We start from the raw sequence: 15,820 nt of genomic DNA, 5'->3' as shown, positions 1-15,820 counted from the left end.
GCGGCGTCACAGTGTGATGCTTTTCCCCTTCTGGGCAATCTGACACTGCAGGCCTTGTTCCAGCATTCGCTGTTGCAGGGCCTGTTGTGCTTTCGGCTCACCATGCACCAGATAAAACTGCGGTTGCCCGCCGATGGCAGAGGCCCAATCCAGCAATTCACTCTGACCGGCATGAGCAGAGAAACCACCAATGGTGTGAATTTGCGCTTTAACCACCATCTGCTGACCAAACACCCGTACCCGCTTCTCTCCGTCCACCAGTTGGCGGCCCAAGGTACCCTGCGCCTGAAAGCCCACAAAAATAAGGTGGTTGGCGGCTTTCCATAAATTGTGTTTCAGGTGGTGCACAATGCGCCCGCCGTTACACATGCCGGAACCGGCAATGATAATGGCGCCAGAACTGACCCGGTTCAACGCTGCCGACTCCTCTGCAGTGGCAGTTAATCGCAGAATAGGCAAAAAACTCTGTAAATCTTTAGCGCCGTATCGCTCCAGCAGCTGAGTGTCTTTCGGGTCAAATTCGTCCATCAGGCGAGAATAAATTTTGGTGATCTCAATCGCCATCGGGCTGTCCAGCACCACCATTTTTTGTTTCAGCCGCTTTTGCTGATATAGCAGACCGAGGTAATACAGGATTTCCTGGCTGCGCCCCAATGCAAAGGCGGGAATAAACACATTGCCGCCTGCGGCATAGGCGTTATCCAACGCCTCAGCAAACTCATCCAGAGTGCGGTTCAGCGGCTGGTGGTTGCGATCACCATAGGTACTTTCCATCAGGACTATATCCGCCATCACCACCTGGCTTGGGTCCGGCATCAGTACAGTGGCGGGGTTCCCCAAATCGCCGGAAAACACCAAACGGCGGCTGGCTTTGCCGTTTTTCAGCTGCAGCTGCACTATGGCAGATCCCAGAATATGGCCAGCATCAAGGAACTCCAGTTCAATCTCCTCTGCCACCCTGAACTTTTGCCGGTAACCAAGCGGCTGCGTTTGTTCCAGCACCTGCACTACATCCCGCACAGCCATCACCGGATCCAGCAGGCTTTTGCCCTGACGGGCGCGCTGGCGGTTTTGCCATTCCAAATCTTTCAGGTACAGCTGCACTGAATCTTTTAATAACACCCCGAGCAGTAAGGAGGTCCCTTCGGTGCAATAGATATTGCCACTAAAACCACGAGCCACCAGCAAGGGCAATAAGCCGCTGTGATCAATATGGGCATGCGACAGGATCACCGCATCAATGTCTTTTGGCCGGAACGGAAACCTGAATTTGTGCCACTCGCGGATTTGGTCGGCGCCCTGACTCATGCCGCAATCGAGCAGCACCCGCAGGGTTCCAATGCGCAGCAAATAGCAGGAGCCTGTCACCTGTTCCGCGGCGCCATAAAAGGTCAAACTGGCATCTAATGGCATTCTTCTCTCCCTGTTGTGGTATTAGAGTGTTATAACTCAATCTTGAATGGTTGAAATTAGCCTATATCAAAGGATTGAATCATTTCTGAATTTTTGACGGAGCCCCGAATGTCCGACAGTAACTTACTGCATCAACGCCATTTAATTTCTGCCAGCGAAGCCGACCAGCACAGCCAGGGCCTGCAAGCCCATCCGTCTTACCGGCTGGCGTTCAGCGACAAAGATTTTTTGATGCAGGACGAATTGCGCCATGTGCGGTTGCAACTGGAATACCTCAAACCCCAGCTGGTGCTGGAACAGCATCAGGTGCAAGCCACTCTGGTGGTGTTTGGCAGTGCCCGGTTTTTATCGCCAGAGCAAGCAGCAGAAAAGCTTAAACTGGCGCAGGCCAGTCAAGCAGCTGATCCCACCAATAGCGAACGACTTCGCCAATTGCGCCTGGCCGAGCGGGATATGAAAAACAGCGGCTACTACGAGGCCGCCCGTCGTTTTGCCCAGCTGGTCACAGAGCACAGCCGGCAACAGCCAGAAAATGCGGTGATGATTATCAGTGGTGGCGGACCAGGTGTGATGGAAGCGGCCAACCGCGGTGCTTATGAAGCCGGCGGTCAGAGCATAGGGCTGAATATAGTGCTGCCGCATGAGCAGCGGCCGAACCCTTTTATTACGCCGGAGTTCTGTTTTCAGTTTCACTATTTTGCCATTCGCAAGATGCATTTCCTGCAACGGGCCCGCGCGCTGGTCGCCTTTCCCGGTGGTTTTGGCACCCTGGATGAATTGTTCGAAACCTTAACCTTGCTACAGACCGGTAAAGCCAGACAAGTGCCGGTGATTTTATACGACAGGGCGTTCTGGACCCGGCTAATCAACTTTGATTTGTTGGTGGAGGAAGGCCTGATTAAAGCGGAAGACCTGCAACTGATCCAGTTTGTCGATAGCCCGGAGCAAGCCTGGCAAGCCATCTGTGGCTGCTACCAGTTGTAAAAAAAGCCGCTTAGCGGCCTTTTTCACTGCATCTTCATTGGGGTCAGGTCTTGTATTTTGTGTGTCAATGCAAAATACAAGACCTGACCCCAGAGTTCTGTTTATTTGTGCTGATCGACAAGAGGCGTGCTGTACGCCAACTCCATATCCCATGGCAGCTGGATCCAGGTGTCCTGCTCAATGTCGGTGACATACAGATCCACCAGCGGCTTCCCCTGAGGTTTGGCATATACAGTGACAAAACAGGCGGTTGGGAATAACTCGCGCAGTGCTTTGGCGGTCTCACCTGTATCTACCAGGTCGTCCACCACCAACAAACGCGGGCTGTCGCGCAGCGCTGCGTTTTTCAGGATGGTCAGCTCGCGCTGCTGATCATGGTCGTAGCTGGACACACAAATGCTGTCCACCACCCGGATATTCAGCTCACGGGCCAGGATAGCAGCTGGCACCAGGCCACCGCGGCTAACCGCCACTATGCTGTCAAACTCACGGCCCAGCAGGTTTTTCGCCAGCACTTTGGTAGCACGGTGAAAGGCTTCCCAGGACACATAAAACATTTTGTTGCTTGTCAGCGACATCTCGGTGCTCCTTAAATCAGTTCCAGCGCAATTTCGACCATATCGTTGAACGAGGTCTGGCGCAGCTCAGCACTTAAGGCTTCGCCGGTACGGATATGGTCGCTGACCGTCATAATGGCCAGCGACTTAATGCCAAATTCGGCAGCGACACCGTACAAGCCGGCCCCTTCCATTTCCACACCCAGCACACCGTATTTTTCCAGACGGTCGAACAAGGTTGGATCCGGGTTGTAGAACAGATCCGAGGTAAACACATTACCAACGTGGGTCGGAATTTGTTTGGCACGGGCAGCGCTGACGGCTTTTTCCAGCAGACCATAGTCAGCCAGCGCAGCAAAATCCAGGTTGCCACCCAAGCGGTTGCGGTTCACCATGGAGTCGGTACTGGCGCCCATCGCAATCACCACATCACGCACTTTGACATCCAGTGGCAAGGCACCACAGGAGCCGATACGAATGATGTTTTTCACACCATAAAACTTCACCAGTTCAGTAGCATAAATCGACATGGACGGAACGCCCATGCCTGAGCCCTGCACGCTGACCTTTTTGCCTTTGTAGGTGCCGGTGTAGCCATACATATTGCGCACTGTGCTGATCAGCTGCACGTCGGTTAAAAAGGTATCGGCAATGTGTTGGGCGCGCAGTGGGTCGCCTGGCATTAACACGGTTTCAGCAAAAGCGCCTTCTGGCGCATTGATATGTGGAGTAGCCATAAAAGTCCTGAATTAATTTAAAAATGACTGACCGTAGCTCAATGGCTGCAGCCCAAAGTAAGCCGCCAGCGTCTGCCCCATATCGGCAAAACTCTGACGTTCGCCCAAATCACGGGCGGGTTGGAATTTGTTAAACCAAAGCACAGGCACATATTCGCGGGTATGCTCGGTGCCTGGCCAGGTTGGGTCGCAGCCATGGTCGGCAGTCAGCAGCATCACGCCGTCCTGATCCAGAGCCGCCATCAACTCAGGCAAACGGCTGTCAAAATACTCCAGCGCTTCGCCATAACCTATAGGGTCGCGGCGGTGGCCGTAGTTCTGGTCAAAATCAACCAGGTTGGTAAATACAATGCTGTGATCCGGTGCCTGCGCCATTTCGTGCAATGTCTTATCCACCAGAGCGGCCAGCCCCGTGGCTTTGACTTCTTTACTGATGCCCTGGTGGGCATAGATATCGGCAATTTTGCCGATACTGACCACAGTGCCACCGGCCTGGGTCAGCATATCGAGAACTGTCGGTGCCGGCGGTAATACCGAATAATCTTTGCGATTGCCGGTACGGGCATAGTTAGTTGCCTCAGTACCTAAAAATGGACGGGCAATCACCCGGCCTATGTTGTAGCTGTCGAGCAGTTCACGCGCCACTTCACAAAACTGGTACAACCGCTCCAGACCAAAATGCTCTTCATGCGCCGCCACCTGAAACACACTGTCGGCGGAGGTGTAACAAATTGGCATGCCACTGCGGATATGTTCATCCCCCAGCTTGACCAGAATGTCGGTGCCTGACGCATGGCAGTTGCCTAAAATGCCGGGCACACCAGTGCGGCGCACCAGCTCTTCAATCAGTTCAGCAGGAAAACTGTTGGTTTTGTCATGAAAGTAACCCCAGTCAAACAACACAGGCACACCGGCAATTTCCCAGTGACCACTTGGTGTGTCTTTACCACTGGACAACTCGCGGGCATAGCCATAGCTGCCCAGCGTGTCGCTGCTGTCTTCAACCAGCGCCAGTTCACCACTGGCGGCATGGCCGGCTTTGACTAAACCCAATCTGGCCAGGTTCGGCAACTGCAGCTGACGACCTTTGTGGCTGAAGAACGCTTTGCTGATACTGGCAAAGGTATTGGCGCCTGCGTCACCAAAGGACGCTGCGTCCGGCGCACTGCCGACACCAAAACTGTCCAGAACCAGGATCACGGCCTTTTTCATGACATCTAACCTCGGTTGCTTTTTACTCTGCTTCAATGGGGCTGAACCCCAGCCGCAACAAGGAGTAAAAATTAAAAAGGGCACGCAGCTTATGCAAAAAGTGCCCTGTTCGCAATCAATTTGTCATCCGGTTAGCTAACTGATTTTAAATTTACCCACCAGGCCGAACAAGGTATCAGACAACTGCTTAATCTCTGAAGACAACCTGTCGTTATTGCGGGCGATATCACCGGCTGCGCTGGCCTGATCATGCAGCGCGTAGAGGTTTTTGGTGATTTCTTCTGACACCAGCGCCTGCTCCTCGGTAGCAGACGCGGTTTGGGTGGCCATGTCATTGACCCGCAATGACGACTGCTGCAGTTGAACAAACACCTGTTCGGCTTCGGCAAAACTGCTGACGGTGCGGTCGGCATTCGCCTTACCACTGTTAATAGCACTGGACGCTTCACTGACCCGGCTTTGCAAGGTCTGGATCATCTCCTGAATATGGTTGGTGCTTTGTTGAGTGCGCGATGCCAGCGTCCTTACTTCATCGGCCACCACAGCAAAACCGCGCCCCTGCTCACCTGCCCGGGCCGCCTCAATAGCCGCATTCAGTGCCAACAGATTGGTTTGCTCGGCAATGCCACGGATCACATCCAGCACAGAGGCAATATTACCGGAGCTTTGCTCCAGCTCAGAAGAACAGGCCAGCGCCTGGTCGACATCCTGTGTCAGTTTGCCCATCCGCTCCGTCACACTATTGACTACCACAATGCCCGCTTCGGCACTGCGTCTGGCTTCGTCCGCTTCGTGAGCTGAATCGGTCGCCACCTGCGCCATTTCTTTATTGGCCAGCGTCATTTCATGCACAGCACTGACAATGGAATCCGATGCCACATTGAGCGATTTGGTAATTTCATTGGTTTTGAGCGCCGATTCAGACAGCACAGAGGTCAGTTGACTGAGCTGAGCGGCCTGTTGCAACACGGAGGCTATCAGCTGGCAGAGATTAGCCACAAAGCCATTAAACTGGCCGGCTAAATCAGCAAATTCATCTTTCGAGCTGGTATCTAACCGGGCTGTCAGATCCCCGTCACCCGACGCAATTTCGGCCAGCCGGGAAGTTAAATGGTTAATCTGATCGGTCAGCGATTTTGGCACCGCATAGCTAAACCAGCCCGCCACCAGCAAAATAAGTGCACTGATGCCATAACTGCTGTTCTGAAACAGACTGATGTCGGAGGTCAGTTGTGTCTGCTCGGCAATCGAGGTATCCAAAGCCGCTTCACCGGCTTTGTCCAGCACATCCCGTAAGTCGGCAAACAACTGCTGTTCCTGCTGCTGCATTTCAGCGGTCAGGCTGCCGTCACGGCTGGCTTGCAGCACGGCCTGCCCTGCTTCATTCCAGCGCTGATACTGCCGCTCAAAATCATTGAAGCGGGCGGCGATATCCGGGTACATCTTGAGGTAATTCAGGTATTCACCAAAGCGTTGCTTCACCTGGGCCGCGTTATCGGCAAAATCCTGCTCATGCGCCGCAGGGTCTCCCAGTTTGGCAATATGCTGAGTGCTGGCCAGTTTGGCCTGGTACAAATCGCGGTCGGCATTGAGCACCACAGATATTGCTTTCAGAAAATTTTCCGCTTGCAAATCCAGAGCACGGCTTTGCATTGACGACAAATAGCTGAACAAGGACACCACAACAATTAAGGTCAGGGCCAGGATCAGCATCGGCAAACTACTTTTCACTCGGATACTATGAATATTCATCTCGGAACTCACTGGTTGGCGGTTATACTTAGTACAGCTAAGTATTGATAACAGAATGAGTTTTCGCAAAAGATCCGGTCTTAAAATCTTTTGTAGAATAATTGGCGCAGGACTTTTAAGATGCACAGGCACGGCCAGTCCGCTGCCCGTCCTTTGAACCTCAGAGGTCTGCATGAAAACAGCAGTGATCACAGGAACCAGCCGGCGCTTAGGCGCTTATTTAGCCGAGCAGTTAACCCAGGCCGGTTACCGGGTTATTGGTCTGACCCGGCAACAAAATCCGGCACAGCCTTTTTCTCAGATTGAACTGGATTACCAGCGGTCAGACTCGGTGCTAGAGGCGGCAGCGCAGCTCAAACAGCAACTCGGTCAGCTGGATTTGCTGGTTCACAACGCCTCACTGTTTGAAAAAGATCAGCAACATCAGCAGGACCCTGCCGCGTTTTATCAAGCGCTGTTTGCCGTTCATATGCAATTACCTGCGCTGTTAAACCAACAGCTGTTACCACTGCTGCAAGCCAGTGGCGCAGGCAACATAGTGCATATTACGGATATCTATGCGGACAACCCCAACCCGGCTTTTGCGCTTTATTGCAGCACCAAAGCCGGGTTGGAAAACCTGATGAAATCGGCCGCCAAGGCTTATGCACCACTGGTGCGGGTGAACAGTATTCAGCCAGGGCCTATTCAGTTTTTGCCCGAGCACAGCAGCGAAGAAAAGCAACAGGTGATGCAACAGACACTAATTGCCACTGAGGCGGGCTTTGAGCCAATTCTCAAAGGCGTCCGTTTTTTGGTCGATAACCCATTTGTCACCGGTCTCAGCCTGAAAATAGATGGCGGCCGGGCTTTGGGGAAGTAACTCAGCGCCATACCAGAGCTGCGCTTTAACGCTGTCTGGCGTCAGTACCTGTACCAGGTAAGGCTCGGTCAGAAGCTCAGCCCAGTCTGGCTGTAACTCTGTGCCGGACCAAAGAATGTCAATATCACAACTGCGATCCTTGATACTGCGATAGGGGTCCGTTCTGTCCCGCCCAAGCTGGCTTTCAATCAGGCATAACTGCTGTTTTAGGTGCTCTGGAGATTCATCGGCGCATAACCAGCACAGAGCATTAATAAAACGCCGGTCAGATTCCACTAAACAAGCTTCGGTATAAACCCCGGGGTACCAAAACAGGCTGTGATAGCGCTGCAGCAGTTGCGCCACCGCCAGCGGCGTATGCTGTTCAGGCGCAATGTTCGAACCAAGCGACAACAAATACAGCATCAGCTCTGTACTCCGCCAAGGCGGTTCAGATCAAGCCGCTGACCCTGTCTAGCAAAACCGGCAAACTCCCGCTCAGCCAAACCAGAAAAGTCGGCCCAATGATCTTCATAACTCATCAAAAAAATGCGTTTACGCAGCGCTTCGGGGTAGCTGTGTAACAGGCTGGAAACAGGCGCATGCACCGGATTCCAGTCGGTCAGCGTGCAATCGTGAAATATCCACTGCACCTGCAGTGTCGCTAACAGCTCAGGCAACACCAGGGTGTCGCCACTGTAGAACACAGCGCCATTTATTTCGATACCAAAACAAGGTTTACCCGGGGTATGAGTGACCCGGTGCAATTGGTAGTGATTGCCGGCATAGTCAAACTGGTTCTGTTCAATCCAGCACACCTCGAAATAATCCTCCAGTTCGCATTGGCCTTCGCCATTGCGCCCCAGCGATCCTTTCAGGGTCTGGTGCCATAACTCATCGTACAACTCTGGTTGCAGGTAAAGCCTGACTTTACGTTTGAATTTGTAGCGACCTTCGTTGGCGAGCCGCTCCAGTCCAAACACATGGTCGGCATGCACATGAGTGATCACCACCGCATCAATGTCCTGTAGCTTCAGTCCCTGCGCGAACAAAGCAGGTTTGATGGTGTAACCGCAGTCCAGCAGCAAATTGCCCTGTTCAGTGCGCACCAGCGCGTTGTTATTAAACAGCGTATCCGCTTCGGAATGGCCGCAGCCGAGGATCAGTAATTCGTTAAGAGCTGTCACTAATGAGTCCGTCATCAGACGTTTGCACAATGGCAGCCAGTGTACCACCAACACACAAGGACAAAAAAACCGAAAATGATGCTGTACCTAAGTGCTATGGATTTTTCCGCCGCTAACGAGTATCACTGAAGCAGAAAAACCAACAAGGACAGACGATGAACAAACTCCTATGGGCGCTTGGCCTGGCATTAGGCACTGCACAAGCCGCCACCTTACCTAAACTGCAGCTGGATCTCAGCCAAACCACGGTCTCGGGTTTATCCAGCGGTGGTTATATGGCTGCGCAGTTTCATCTGGCGCAGGCCGATTGGGTCAAAGGTGCCGCTATTGTGGCTGCTGGCCCGGTCTATTGTGCGCAAAACAACTTACTGACCGCACTGGATCACTGCATCAACAAAGTGGATTCGCCAATCCCGCTCGATGCCATCAATCAGCAACTGAACAACTGGATGAATGAAGGCAAGCTCGCCAGCAAAACTGCACTGGCGCAGTCAAAAGTCTGGTTATTGCATGGCAGCAAAGATGAAAAAATTCACCCGGACGTAGCGGCAGCACTGTATCAGCAATATCAGCAATGGTTGCCAACCGCACAGTTGAATTATGTGTCGGATCAGCCTTTTGCTCACCATATGCCTACCCTGAATACTGGTTCGGACTGCGCGGTTTCAGAAGTGCCTTATCTCGGCAACTGCAACTATGATGCAGCAGCTGCAGCGCTGAGCTTTATACTGCCCAACTTTAAAGCGGCCGTGGCTCCCGCCTCAGGCCAGATTTATCCGCTGGCGCAACAGCAGATTGCCGGAGACAGTGCAGCAACTATGGCGGAGCAGGCTTATGTGTATGTACCCAAAGCGTGCGCTGAAGGAGAAAGTTGCCGGCTGCATATCAGCTTTCACGGCTGTAATCAGTCGGCCGAAGCAGTGGGAATGGCCTATGTCGAGCAAGCGGGCTTTAACCGGCTGGCGGACAGTAACCACTTAGTGGTGCTGTACCCGCAGGCCAGAGCGTCCAAGCTGATGCCCCTGAACCCCCAAGGCTGTTGGGACTGGTGGGGCTACACCACAGCCGACTATGCCACCAAACAAGGGCCGCAAATACAGGCGGTGGTCAAACTGGCGCAGGCATTAAAAGGTTAACTTCGCCGTTCAGGCAAGGCACAGCCAGCTGTGCCTTGCTGGTTTGGCTTACAGTGCAACAAAAAACCTGTCGCCGCGCGGCAAATAATAGTTATCCGGGTTAAAGGACATCACCACCATTTCGCCTTTGCCGATGATCTCCTGGCGTGGCACCAGGCCAATAACACGCGAATCTGCACTGTTATTGCGGTTATCGCCTAACACCAGATAAAACCCAGCCGGAATACGCAAAGGTTCGAAGCTGGAAAGACCGGAGTCCTGCTGAGTCAGCCGGATCTCATGCTTCACGCCCAGTAAATTTTCTTGCCAATCTGTACCTTGCTCCGCCTGATACAGTAAAGCCTGGCCATTGATCCGCAGCTGATTGTCCTGCATCTCAACCCAGTCTCCCGGCATGCCGATCACCCGCTTCACCAGTCTGTTATTGGCGGCGGCCGATTCAAAAATTACCACATCGCCCCGTTGTGGGTCCGCCAGCTTCACCAGTGAATGGCCGGTAAATGGCAGTTGCACGTCATACGCCAGTTTATTGATCAGAATACGGTCGCCCTCTTTAATGGTGGGCTGCATGGACCCGGACGGCACATGGTTCCAATCGGCCACTGCACTGCGAAACACAAACATCAGCGCCATACAAAATACAAAAGCCCAATGTTCACGCCAGAACTGTTTTACCTTTTGCATAAAAATTCTCCTGTAATAACTTCAACTTGGGCCCTATCCCTCGTCGTTAGTTGCATCAGCTTCTGCTCAAAATTGTTACTAAGTTTTGCCAGCGCCAGCGGCCCCCTTTAGAATGGAGCTCCACAGAGCAGACAGCAGGAGAACAAAATGCCGCACGCGGTCATTTTTGATATGGATGGAGTGCTGATTGACTCTGAGCCTTACTGGACAGAAGCAGAGCAATATATCTTTAACCAGCTGGGTGTCCGGCTGCCGCCAGAAATCACAGCCCAAACGGCTGGCATGAGCACCAAAGCCGTTACGGCACTTTGGTATGCCCATAGCCCCTGGACAGGCATGACGCTGGCAGAAGCCGAACAAGCGGTGATTGATTACGTAGCCCGGGCTGTGGTCGAACGAGGCCAGGCCAAATCTGGACTGCTGCCATTGCTGCAACAGCTGTCTGAGCAGAAAATCCCCTTAGCTGTGGCGACCAATTCGCCTGCATCTCTGATGCATACAGTGCTGGATCACCTGCAAATCCGTCATTATTTTCAGGCCTTGTGCTCTATCGAAGATGTCAGCCAAGGCAAGCCTCAGCCTGATATCTACCATCTGGCGGCACAGCGACTGGGCGTTCCAAGCCGCCATTGCCTGGTGTTTGAAGACTCAGTGACCGGCATGACAGCGGCACTGGCGGCCGGTATGCAGGTCATTGCACTGCCCGCTGACCACCACTGGCACAAAGCCGAGTATCAACAGGCGTTAAGCAAAATCCGCAATTACCATGAGTTACCTGCCGAGCCCGCACAGTGGTTGCAGCTCAGTGCTGTTGACTGATCCGCGCCTGTACAGCGGCTGATAGAAGCAGTCACCTGTGCTCTGGCTGTTGTACTGATACTGGCCTGTTGAGAACTGTCGTTCGTTATCACGGCTCAGGAAATGGCGGGGCATGACCAGCGGTTGCATGTCTTTCTTCGCACAGCGGTTAAGCTGGCTTTTTAGCACATCATCCGAAGGATGGTGCCCAGACCCGGACCAAGGTTTGCCAGGAGCAAACCAGAACAGCGTTAGCTGGCCCGCAGGGCTGCCTGCATGGACGCAGGCAGTCATCGAAGATGTAGGGCCTGACCTGTAGAAAGCAAAAAGCCAGCAATAAGCTGGCTTTTTAGCACATCATCCGAAGGATGGTGCCCAGACCCGGAATCGAACCAGGGACACGCGGATTTTCAATCCGCTGCTCTACCGACTGAGCTATCTGGGCAAAGAGGTTAATGGTGCCGCTTATCCGAGTCGAACGGATGACCTACTGATTACAAGTCAGTTGCTCTACCAACTGAGCTAAAGCGGCGCCTTGAACAAGGTCGTGACAGGATAAGCACCAATCACAAAAATTCATGGTGCCCAGACCCGGAATCGAACCAGGGACACGCGGATTTTCAATCCGCTGCTCTACCGACTGAGCTATCTGGGCAACGGGGGGTATTAAACGGATTTCGCGGAATCAAGTCAACTTATTTTTGTCTGGGCTGACGAGTTCGCTTAAATCCTGAGCAAAGCGGGCAAAAAATCATAGTTTTGCCCGCCAAAGCTGCATTAATTAGCCGAAGTATCCAGCGCAGGAAATGATTTTACCAGCTGATCTAATTGCTGCATCTGAGCCAGATAAGCTTCCAGTTTGGCCAGCGGTAACGCACAAGGGCCATCACATTTTGCCTGGTTTGGATCAGGATGCGCTTCAATAAACAAACCTGCCAGCCCCAGCGCCATGCCAGAGCGGGCTAATTGCGCCGCCTGAGCACGACGGCCGTCTGCTGAATCACTGCGACCACCTGGCCGCTGCAACGCATGAGTGGCATCAAAAATCACTGGCGCAAAGTGCTTCATATCGTCCATACCCAGCATGTCGACCACCAGGTTGTTATACCCAAAGCTGGAGCCTCGTTCACACAAAATGACATTCTCATTGCCCGCTTCTTTGAATTTGGTCAGGATATGACGCATTTCATGCGGCGCCAGGAACTGTGGTTTTTTCACATTAATCACAGCCCCAGTGGCAGCCATCGCAATCACCAGATCGGTCTGGCGGGCTAAAAAAGCCGGCAGCTGCAGTACATCCACCACTTCTGCCACAATAGCTGCCTGGTAGGGCTCATGCACATCAGTGATGAGTGGCACGTTAAAAGTCCGCTTAATCTCTTCAAAAATTTTCAGGCCTTCTTCCAGCCCCGGACCACGGTAGGAGTGCACTGAAGAGCGGTTCGCTTTGTCAAACGACGCTTTAAAGACGTAAGGAATACCCAGCTTTTCAGTGACCTTCACATAATGCTCTGCCACTTGCATCGCCAGGTCACGTGACTCGAGCACATTCATGCCACCAAAGAGTACAAACGGCTTGTCGTTGGCGACTTCAATGCTGCCAACAGAAACGGATTGAATTTGACTCACAAGTTTTCCTTTCGCTGCCACTGCAACGCTTTAATGTAACGATTGAGAATAACAGGACAATTGCCGGATTTGTTGCTGGATTTGTTCATTCAACGGATCATCTGGCCGTTGTTCGACAAAATATTGGTAATCGGCAATTGCCAGTGACCAATGGTCCAGCAATTCCAGGATCAGGGCGCGTTCGCGCCGCAAAAACGGATCGTCCGGTTTTTGACTGAGCAGATGCTGCACTATCGCCAGCGATTTTTCTTTTTGGCCACAGAGCAAAAATAGCTTCTTTTGCTGTTGCCATAGCCGCTGTTCGAGCTGACTGAACGAACCTGGGACTTGCTTCATTTCATCCGCCAGAGTACCAACCAGGCCATTTTCTGGTTTAAGCAAGCACTGCCACTGCCCACTAACCGGATCCAGCCAAATCTTCTCCGCGGCCGATAACCGCACTTGCAGCACCAACTGCTGTTGATACCAGACAGGCTGCACTTCTAACCCCGATAGCAGTAACATATCGATCAGGATCAAGCTGAGCACCAAAGGCTCAGCCTCACGTTTGAGCAAGGCGTGATGGATTAACGCGGGTTCAGGCAGATGACTGAGCCTGAGCTGTTGCAACGGCGCGGTAAATAACGCCTGCTGATAGAACAACTGCATGACCGCATCAAAGCGGTTCATCAGGCTGCCCTGCACCGGCAACAGTGCACGCAGCTGCTGCCATTGCTGGCGAGCCTGTTCAATCAGGGCAACGTCAGACCACTGGGCCTCAGTCAACAGCCATAGCTCAAGCTGACTGATCTCAGAACCATCTTCAGATTGTAAGAAAGACATCTGTGAATTGGCTTTAACCAAAAATCACTGGGGTTTTGGTCACAGCAACCTTGGCAACAATCACCAACCAGCTTAATGCACCGATAAAACCCAGCCAGCGCAGCAACAAGGTGCGGCCTTTGAGCGCCATAAATGCCAAAGCAATGTAAGCCAGCACACCAATCAATTTATCGGTCAGCCATGGCGTTTGAAACGGATATTGCTGAATAGTCCACATCAGACCTGCAGCGGTCAGCAGCAATAAGCTATCAATTATATGAGGGGTAATTTTAAAAAACTTGTTCTGCAATAAGGCCGGAGCTTTCAGGCTTAATAAAAAACGTATCGCCAGAAAAGCCACACTCAGGGCAACAAACAGCATATGGGAATGCTTTAATGCCATATACATCAGGAAAACTCCTTAAACTAGGCCTGTCAGGCCTATCAACTATTATCAGGACGCAGAAAGAAAAAACCACCCCAAGGTGGTTTTTCGTCCAAGCCTTTAAAGATTTCGCATATCGTCGTCTTCGTCCGGGTATTTTTGCAGTATTGCTTCCAGTTTGTCGACCCGGCTTTTAAAAATTTGCACCAGTTTAGGGTCGAAATGCTTACCCGCTTCACTGTCGAAGTAGGTCAACACCTGCTCCAGCGTCCAGGCCGATTTATAACAGCGACGGTGGCGCAGCGCATCGTACACATCGGCTAAGGCGGCAATACGGGCATATAAGTGGATGTCTTCGCCTTTTTTTCCTTCAGGGTAACCGGAACCATCCCATTTTTCATGGTGATCACGGGCAATCACGGCGCCGGCCTGAATAATGGTGCGTTTGGAATTTTTCAGAATTTCATAACCAATACTGGAATGGGTTTTCATCACTTCCCATTCCTGGTCCTGCAGCCGCATCGGTTTATTCAGAATGCCATCCGGAATGCCCACTTTACCGACATCATGCAGTGGGGAAGCGAACATCAGTTTTTCTGCTTCTTCCTCTTCCAGGCCATAAGCTTTGGCTAGGTCATAACAGATAAAGGCGACACGCTTCACATGGTTGCCGGTTTCTATGGAGCGCTGCTCAACCGCTTCGCTGAGGCGATAAACAATTTCACGCTGAGTGTCTTCAATTTCATTTTGCAGTTGCACGTTTTCATAGGCAATTTGCACGTTCTGTGAAAACAGCTCTATCAGTCGCTTCTGAGTGTCGGTAATTTGGCTGGGCAGACCAGACACATAAAGCAGTGAGCCCGAGGTGAATTTGCTGGTGCAATAGGCCACCAGATAATTGTCGCGGTAGACAATGCTGCGGCTGTCCAGCGCCTGTTTAAATGCATCCAATAAGGTGGCGTCCAGCACGTCCTGAATGGCTTTGCCTTCTTTGCGTTCAAATTCGCCCAGGCCGGCAAAAACCACCAGCCGGTCTGGATCGGCGTCATCATTTAAAGTACCAGCCACCAATGAAGAATTGGCTAACAGTGCATTGTCATTGCAGCCAAGAATGGACGTCAGCTGCTGCAATACCCCATCAATAAACTGTTCCATCGAATGGGAAGAAAACAGGTTGGCAGAAGCAGAGATAATTTTTTCGAGGCCCTGGCGGCTGTGGTCAATCGACAAGATATCTCGGTAAGAACGCAAACTACTCATCACCACAGTAAAGAGTTTCTGCGCAGTCAGTTCGGTTTTGGATTTGTAATCGTTGATGTCGTAATTGACGATCACCTGCCGCTCAGGCGCCTGGCCCGGCTGACCAGTCCGCAGGATAATACGCACATAATGGTTATGCAGTTCTTCGCGGATATAACGCGCCAGTAACAAACCTGCATCGTCACTTTCCATTACCACGTCGAGTAAAATAATGGCAGCGTCCGGGTGCTGCGCAATCAGGGTTTTGGCTTCACGGCCTGAGTAGGCACTGACAAACTCCAGGTTTTTGCTCTGGAATGAAAAATCACTGAGCGCCAGCTTAGTCACCGCATGCACTTCAGGCTCATCATCAACAATCAATACTTTCCAGCTGCCCCGGTTCGGACTGCTTAGTTCCTCCGGCTCTTCAGCGAACAGAAAATCATTGGCCATCTATTACTCCTT

At 52.1% G+C, this 15,820-nt stretch carries 16 protein-coding genes and 3 tRNA genes; 4 read left to right on the top strand and 15 right to left on the bottom strand.

The features are described 5' to 3' along the window. Positions 1–6: 6 nt before the first annotated feature. Positions 7–1,413, bottom strand: a complete 1,407-nt coding sequence (locus ACFO3I_RS12285) for an MBL fold metallo-hydrolase RNA specificity domain-containing protein (RefSeq protein ID WP_377334268.1) — start codon at positions 1,411–1,413, stop codon at positions 7–9. Between the two features lie 108 nt (positions 1,414–1,521). Between ACFO3I_RS12285 and ACFO3I_RS12280 the strand changes: the two genes are divergently transcribed. Then, a complete protein-coding gene (locus ACFO3I_RS12280) occupies positions 1,522–2,397 on the top strand; it encodes an LOG family protein (protein ID WP_377334267.1) in 876 nt (291 codons plus the stop codon). Between the two features lie 101 nt (positions 2,398–2,498). Here the strand turns inward: ACFO3I_RS12280 and gpt are convergent, their stop codons facing one another. The 4 genes from gpt to ACFO3I_RS12260 all read right to left on the bottom strand — a co-directional run bounded on the left by gpt (position 2,499) and on the right by ACFO3I_RS12260 (position 6,655). Continuing rightward, positions 2,499–2,975 carry a xanthine phosphoribosyltransferase gene (gpt, locus tag ACFO3I_RS12275; protein WP_377334266.1) on the bottom strand — a complete coding sequence of 159 codons (477 nt, stop codon included), beginning with the start codon at positions 2,973–2,975 and terminating at the stop codon, positions 2,499–2,501. 11 nt (positions 2,976–2,986) lie between these two features. Then, positions 2,987–3,691: a purine-nucleoside phosphorylase gene (gene deoD, locus ACFO3I_RS12270; RefSeq protein ID WP_377334265.1), complete on the bottom strand. Its 705-nt coding sequence runs from the start codon at positions 3,689–3,691 to the stop codon at positions 2,987–2,989. Between the two features lie 12 nt (positions 3,692–3,703). Continuing rightward, positions 3,704–4,903: a phosphopentomutase gene (locus ACFO3I_RS12265; protein WP_377334264.1), complete on the bottom strand. Its 1,200-nt coding sequence runs from the start codon at positions 4,901–4,903 to the stop codon at positions 3,704–3,706. A 135-nt stretch (positions 4,904–5,038) separates the two neighbouring features. Further along, positions 5,039–6,655, bottom strand: a complete 1,617-nt coding sequence (locus ACFO3I_RS12260; protein ID WP_377334263.1) for a methyl-accepting chemotaxis protein — start codon at positions 6,653–6,655, stop codon at positions 5,039–5,041. A gap of 172 nt (positions 6,656–6,827) precedes the next feature. Between ACFO3I_RS12260 and ACFO3I_RS12255 the strand changes: the two genes are divergently transcribed. Beyond that, on the top strand, positions 6,828–7,517 hold the full coding sequence (locus tag ACFO3I_RS12255; protein ID WP_377334262.1) for an SDR family NAD(P)-dependent oxidoreductase: 690 nt from the start codon (positions 6,828–6,830) through the stop codon (positions 7,515–7,517). On the opposite strand, the gene ACFO3I_RS12250 is transcribed toward ACFO3I_RS12255, so the two are convergent. Both ACFO3I_RS12250 and ACFO3I_RS12245 read right to left on the bottom strand, forming a co-directional pair. Further along, positions 7,398–7,922, bottom strand: coding sequence for a 2-amino-4-hydroxy-6-hydroxymethyldihydropteridine diphosphokinase (locus tag ACFO3I_RS12250; RefSeq protein ID WP_377334261.1), 525 nt, complete (start codon positions 7,920–7,922; stop codon positions 7,398–7,400). The genes ACFO3I_RS12255 and ACFO3I_RS12250 overlap by 120 nt on opposite strands. Then, positions 7,922–8,698, bottom strand: coding sequence for an MBL fold metallo-hydrolase (locus tag ACFO3I_RS12245; RefSeq protein ID WP_377334260.1), 777 nt, complete (start codon positions 8,696–8,698; stop codon positions 7,922–7,924). Before ACFO3I_RS12245 ends, ACFO3I_RS12250 begins: the two co-directional genes overlap by 1 nt. A gap of 140 nt (positions 8,699–8,838) precedes the next feature. Between ACFO3I_RS12245 and ACFO3I_RS12240 the strand changes: the two genes are divergently transcribed. Beyond that, the gene (locus ACFO3I_RS12240) at positions 8,839–9,819 is read left to right on the top strand and encodes an extracellular catalytic domain type 2 short-chain-length polyhydroxyalkanoate depolymerase (RefSeq protein ID WP_377334259.1); all 981 of its coding nucleotides are present in this window, start codon (positions 8,839–8,841) and stop codon (positions 9,817–9,819) included. 48 nt (positions 9,820–9,867) lie between these two features. Here the strand turns inward: ACFO3I_RS12240 and lepB are convergent, their stop codons facing one another. Further along, positions 9,868–10,503, bottom strand: a complete 636-nt coding sequence (lepB, locus tag ACFO3I_RS12235) for a signal peptidase I (protein WP_377334258.1) — start codon at positions 10,501–10,503, stop codon at positions 9,868–9,870. A 147-nt stretch (positions 10,504–10,650) separates the two neighbouring features. On the opposite strand from lepB, the gene hxpB reads away from it, so the two are divergent. Next, the gene (gene hxpB / locus ACFO3I_RS12230; protein ID WP_377334257.1) at positions 10,651–11,322 is read left to right on the top strand and encodes a hexitol phosphatase HxpB; all 672 of its coding nucleotides are present in this window, start codon (positions 10,651–10,653) and stop codon (positions 11,320–11,322) included. Between the two features lie 348 nt (positions 11,323–11,670). Here the strand turns inward: hxpB and ACFO3I_RS12225 are convergent. From ACFO3I_RS12225 to ACFO3I_RS12195, 7 genes are all read right to left on the bottom strand, one after another. Continuing rightward, a tRNA-Phe gene (locus tag ACFO3I_RS12225) sits at positions 11,671–11,746 on the bottom strand. An 11-nt stretch (positions 11,747–11,757) separates the two neighbouring features. Beyond that, positions 11,758–11,833 (bottom strand) — tRNA-Thr (locus ACFO3I_RS12220). 47 nt (positions 11,834–11,880) lie between these two features. After that, a tRNA-Phe gene (locus ACFO3I_RS12215) sits at positions 11,881–11,956 on the bottom strand. Positions 11,957–12,078: 122 nt separating this feature from the next. Beyond that, on the bottom strand, positions 12,079–12,930 hold the full coding sequence (kdsA, locus tag ACFO3I_RS12210; RefSeq protein ID WP_465269143.1) for a 3-deoxy-8-phosphooctulonate synthase: 852 nt from the start codon (positions 12,928–12,930) through the stop codon (positions 12,079–12,081). Between the two features lie 30 nt (positions 12,931–12,960). Further along, positions 12,961–13,752, bottom strand: a complete 792-nt coding sequence (locus ACFO3I_RS12205) for a tetratricopeptide repeat protein (RefSeq protein ID WP_377334256.1) — start codon at positions 13,750–13,752, stop codon at positions 12,961–12,963. A 13-nt stretch (positions 13,753–13,765) separates the two neighbouring features. Next, complete coding sequence (locus ACFO3I_RS12200) at positions 13,766–14,140, bottom strand: SirB2 family protein (RefSeq protein WP_377334255.1); 375 nt, start codon at positions 14,138–14,140, stop codon at positions 13,766–13,768. Between the two features lie 96 nt (positions 14,141–14,236). Then, positions 14,237–15,808 carry a DUF3369 domain-containing protein gene (locus tag ACFO3I_RS12195; RefSeq protein ID WP_377334254.1) on the bottom strand — a complete coding sequence of 524 codons (1,572 nt, stop codon included), beginning with the start codon at positions 15,806–15,808 and terminating at the stop codon, positions 14,237–14,239. Positions 15,809–15,820 lie beyond the last annotated feature (12 nt).

The organism is Rheinheimera marina, from assembly GCF_042654345.1.
Lineage (GTDB): Bacteria > Pseudomonadota > Gammaproteobacteria > Enterobacterales > Alteromonadaceae > Pararheinheimera > Pararheinheimera marina.
This window is presented reverse-complemented; position numbering and strand designations above follow the sequence as displayed.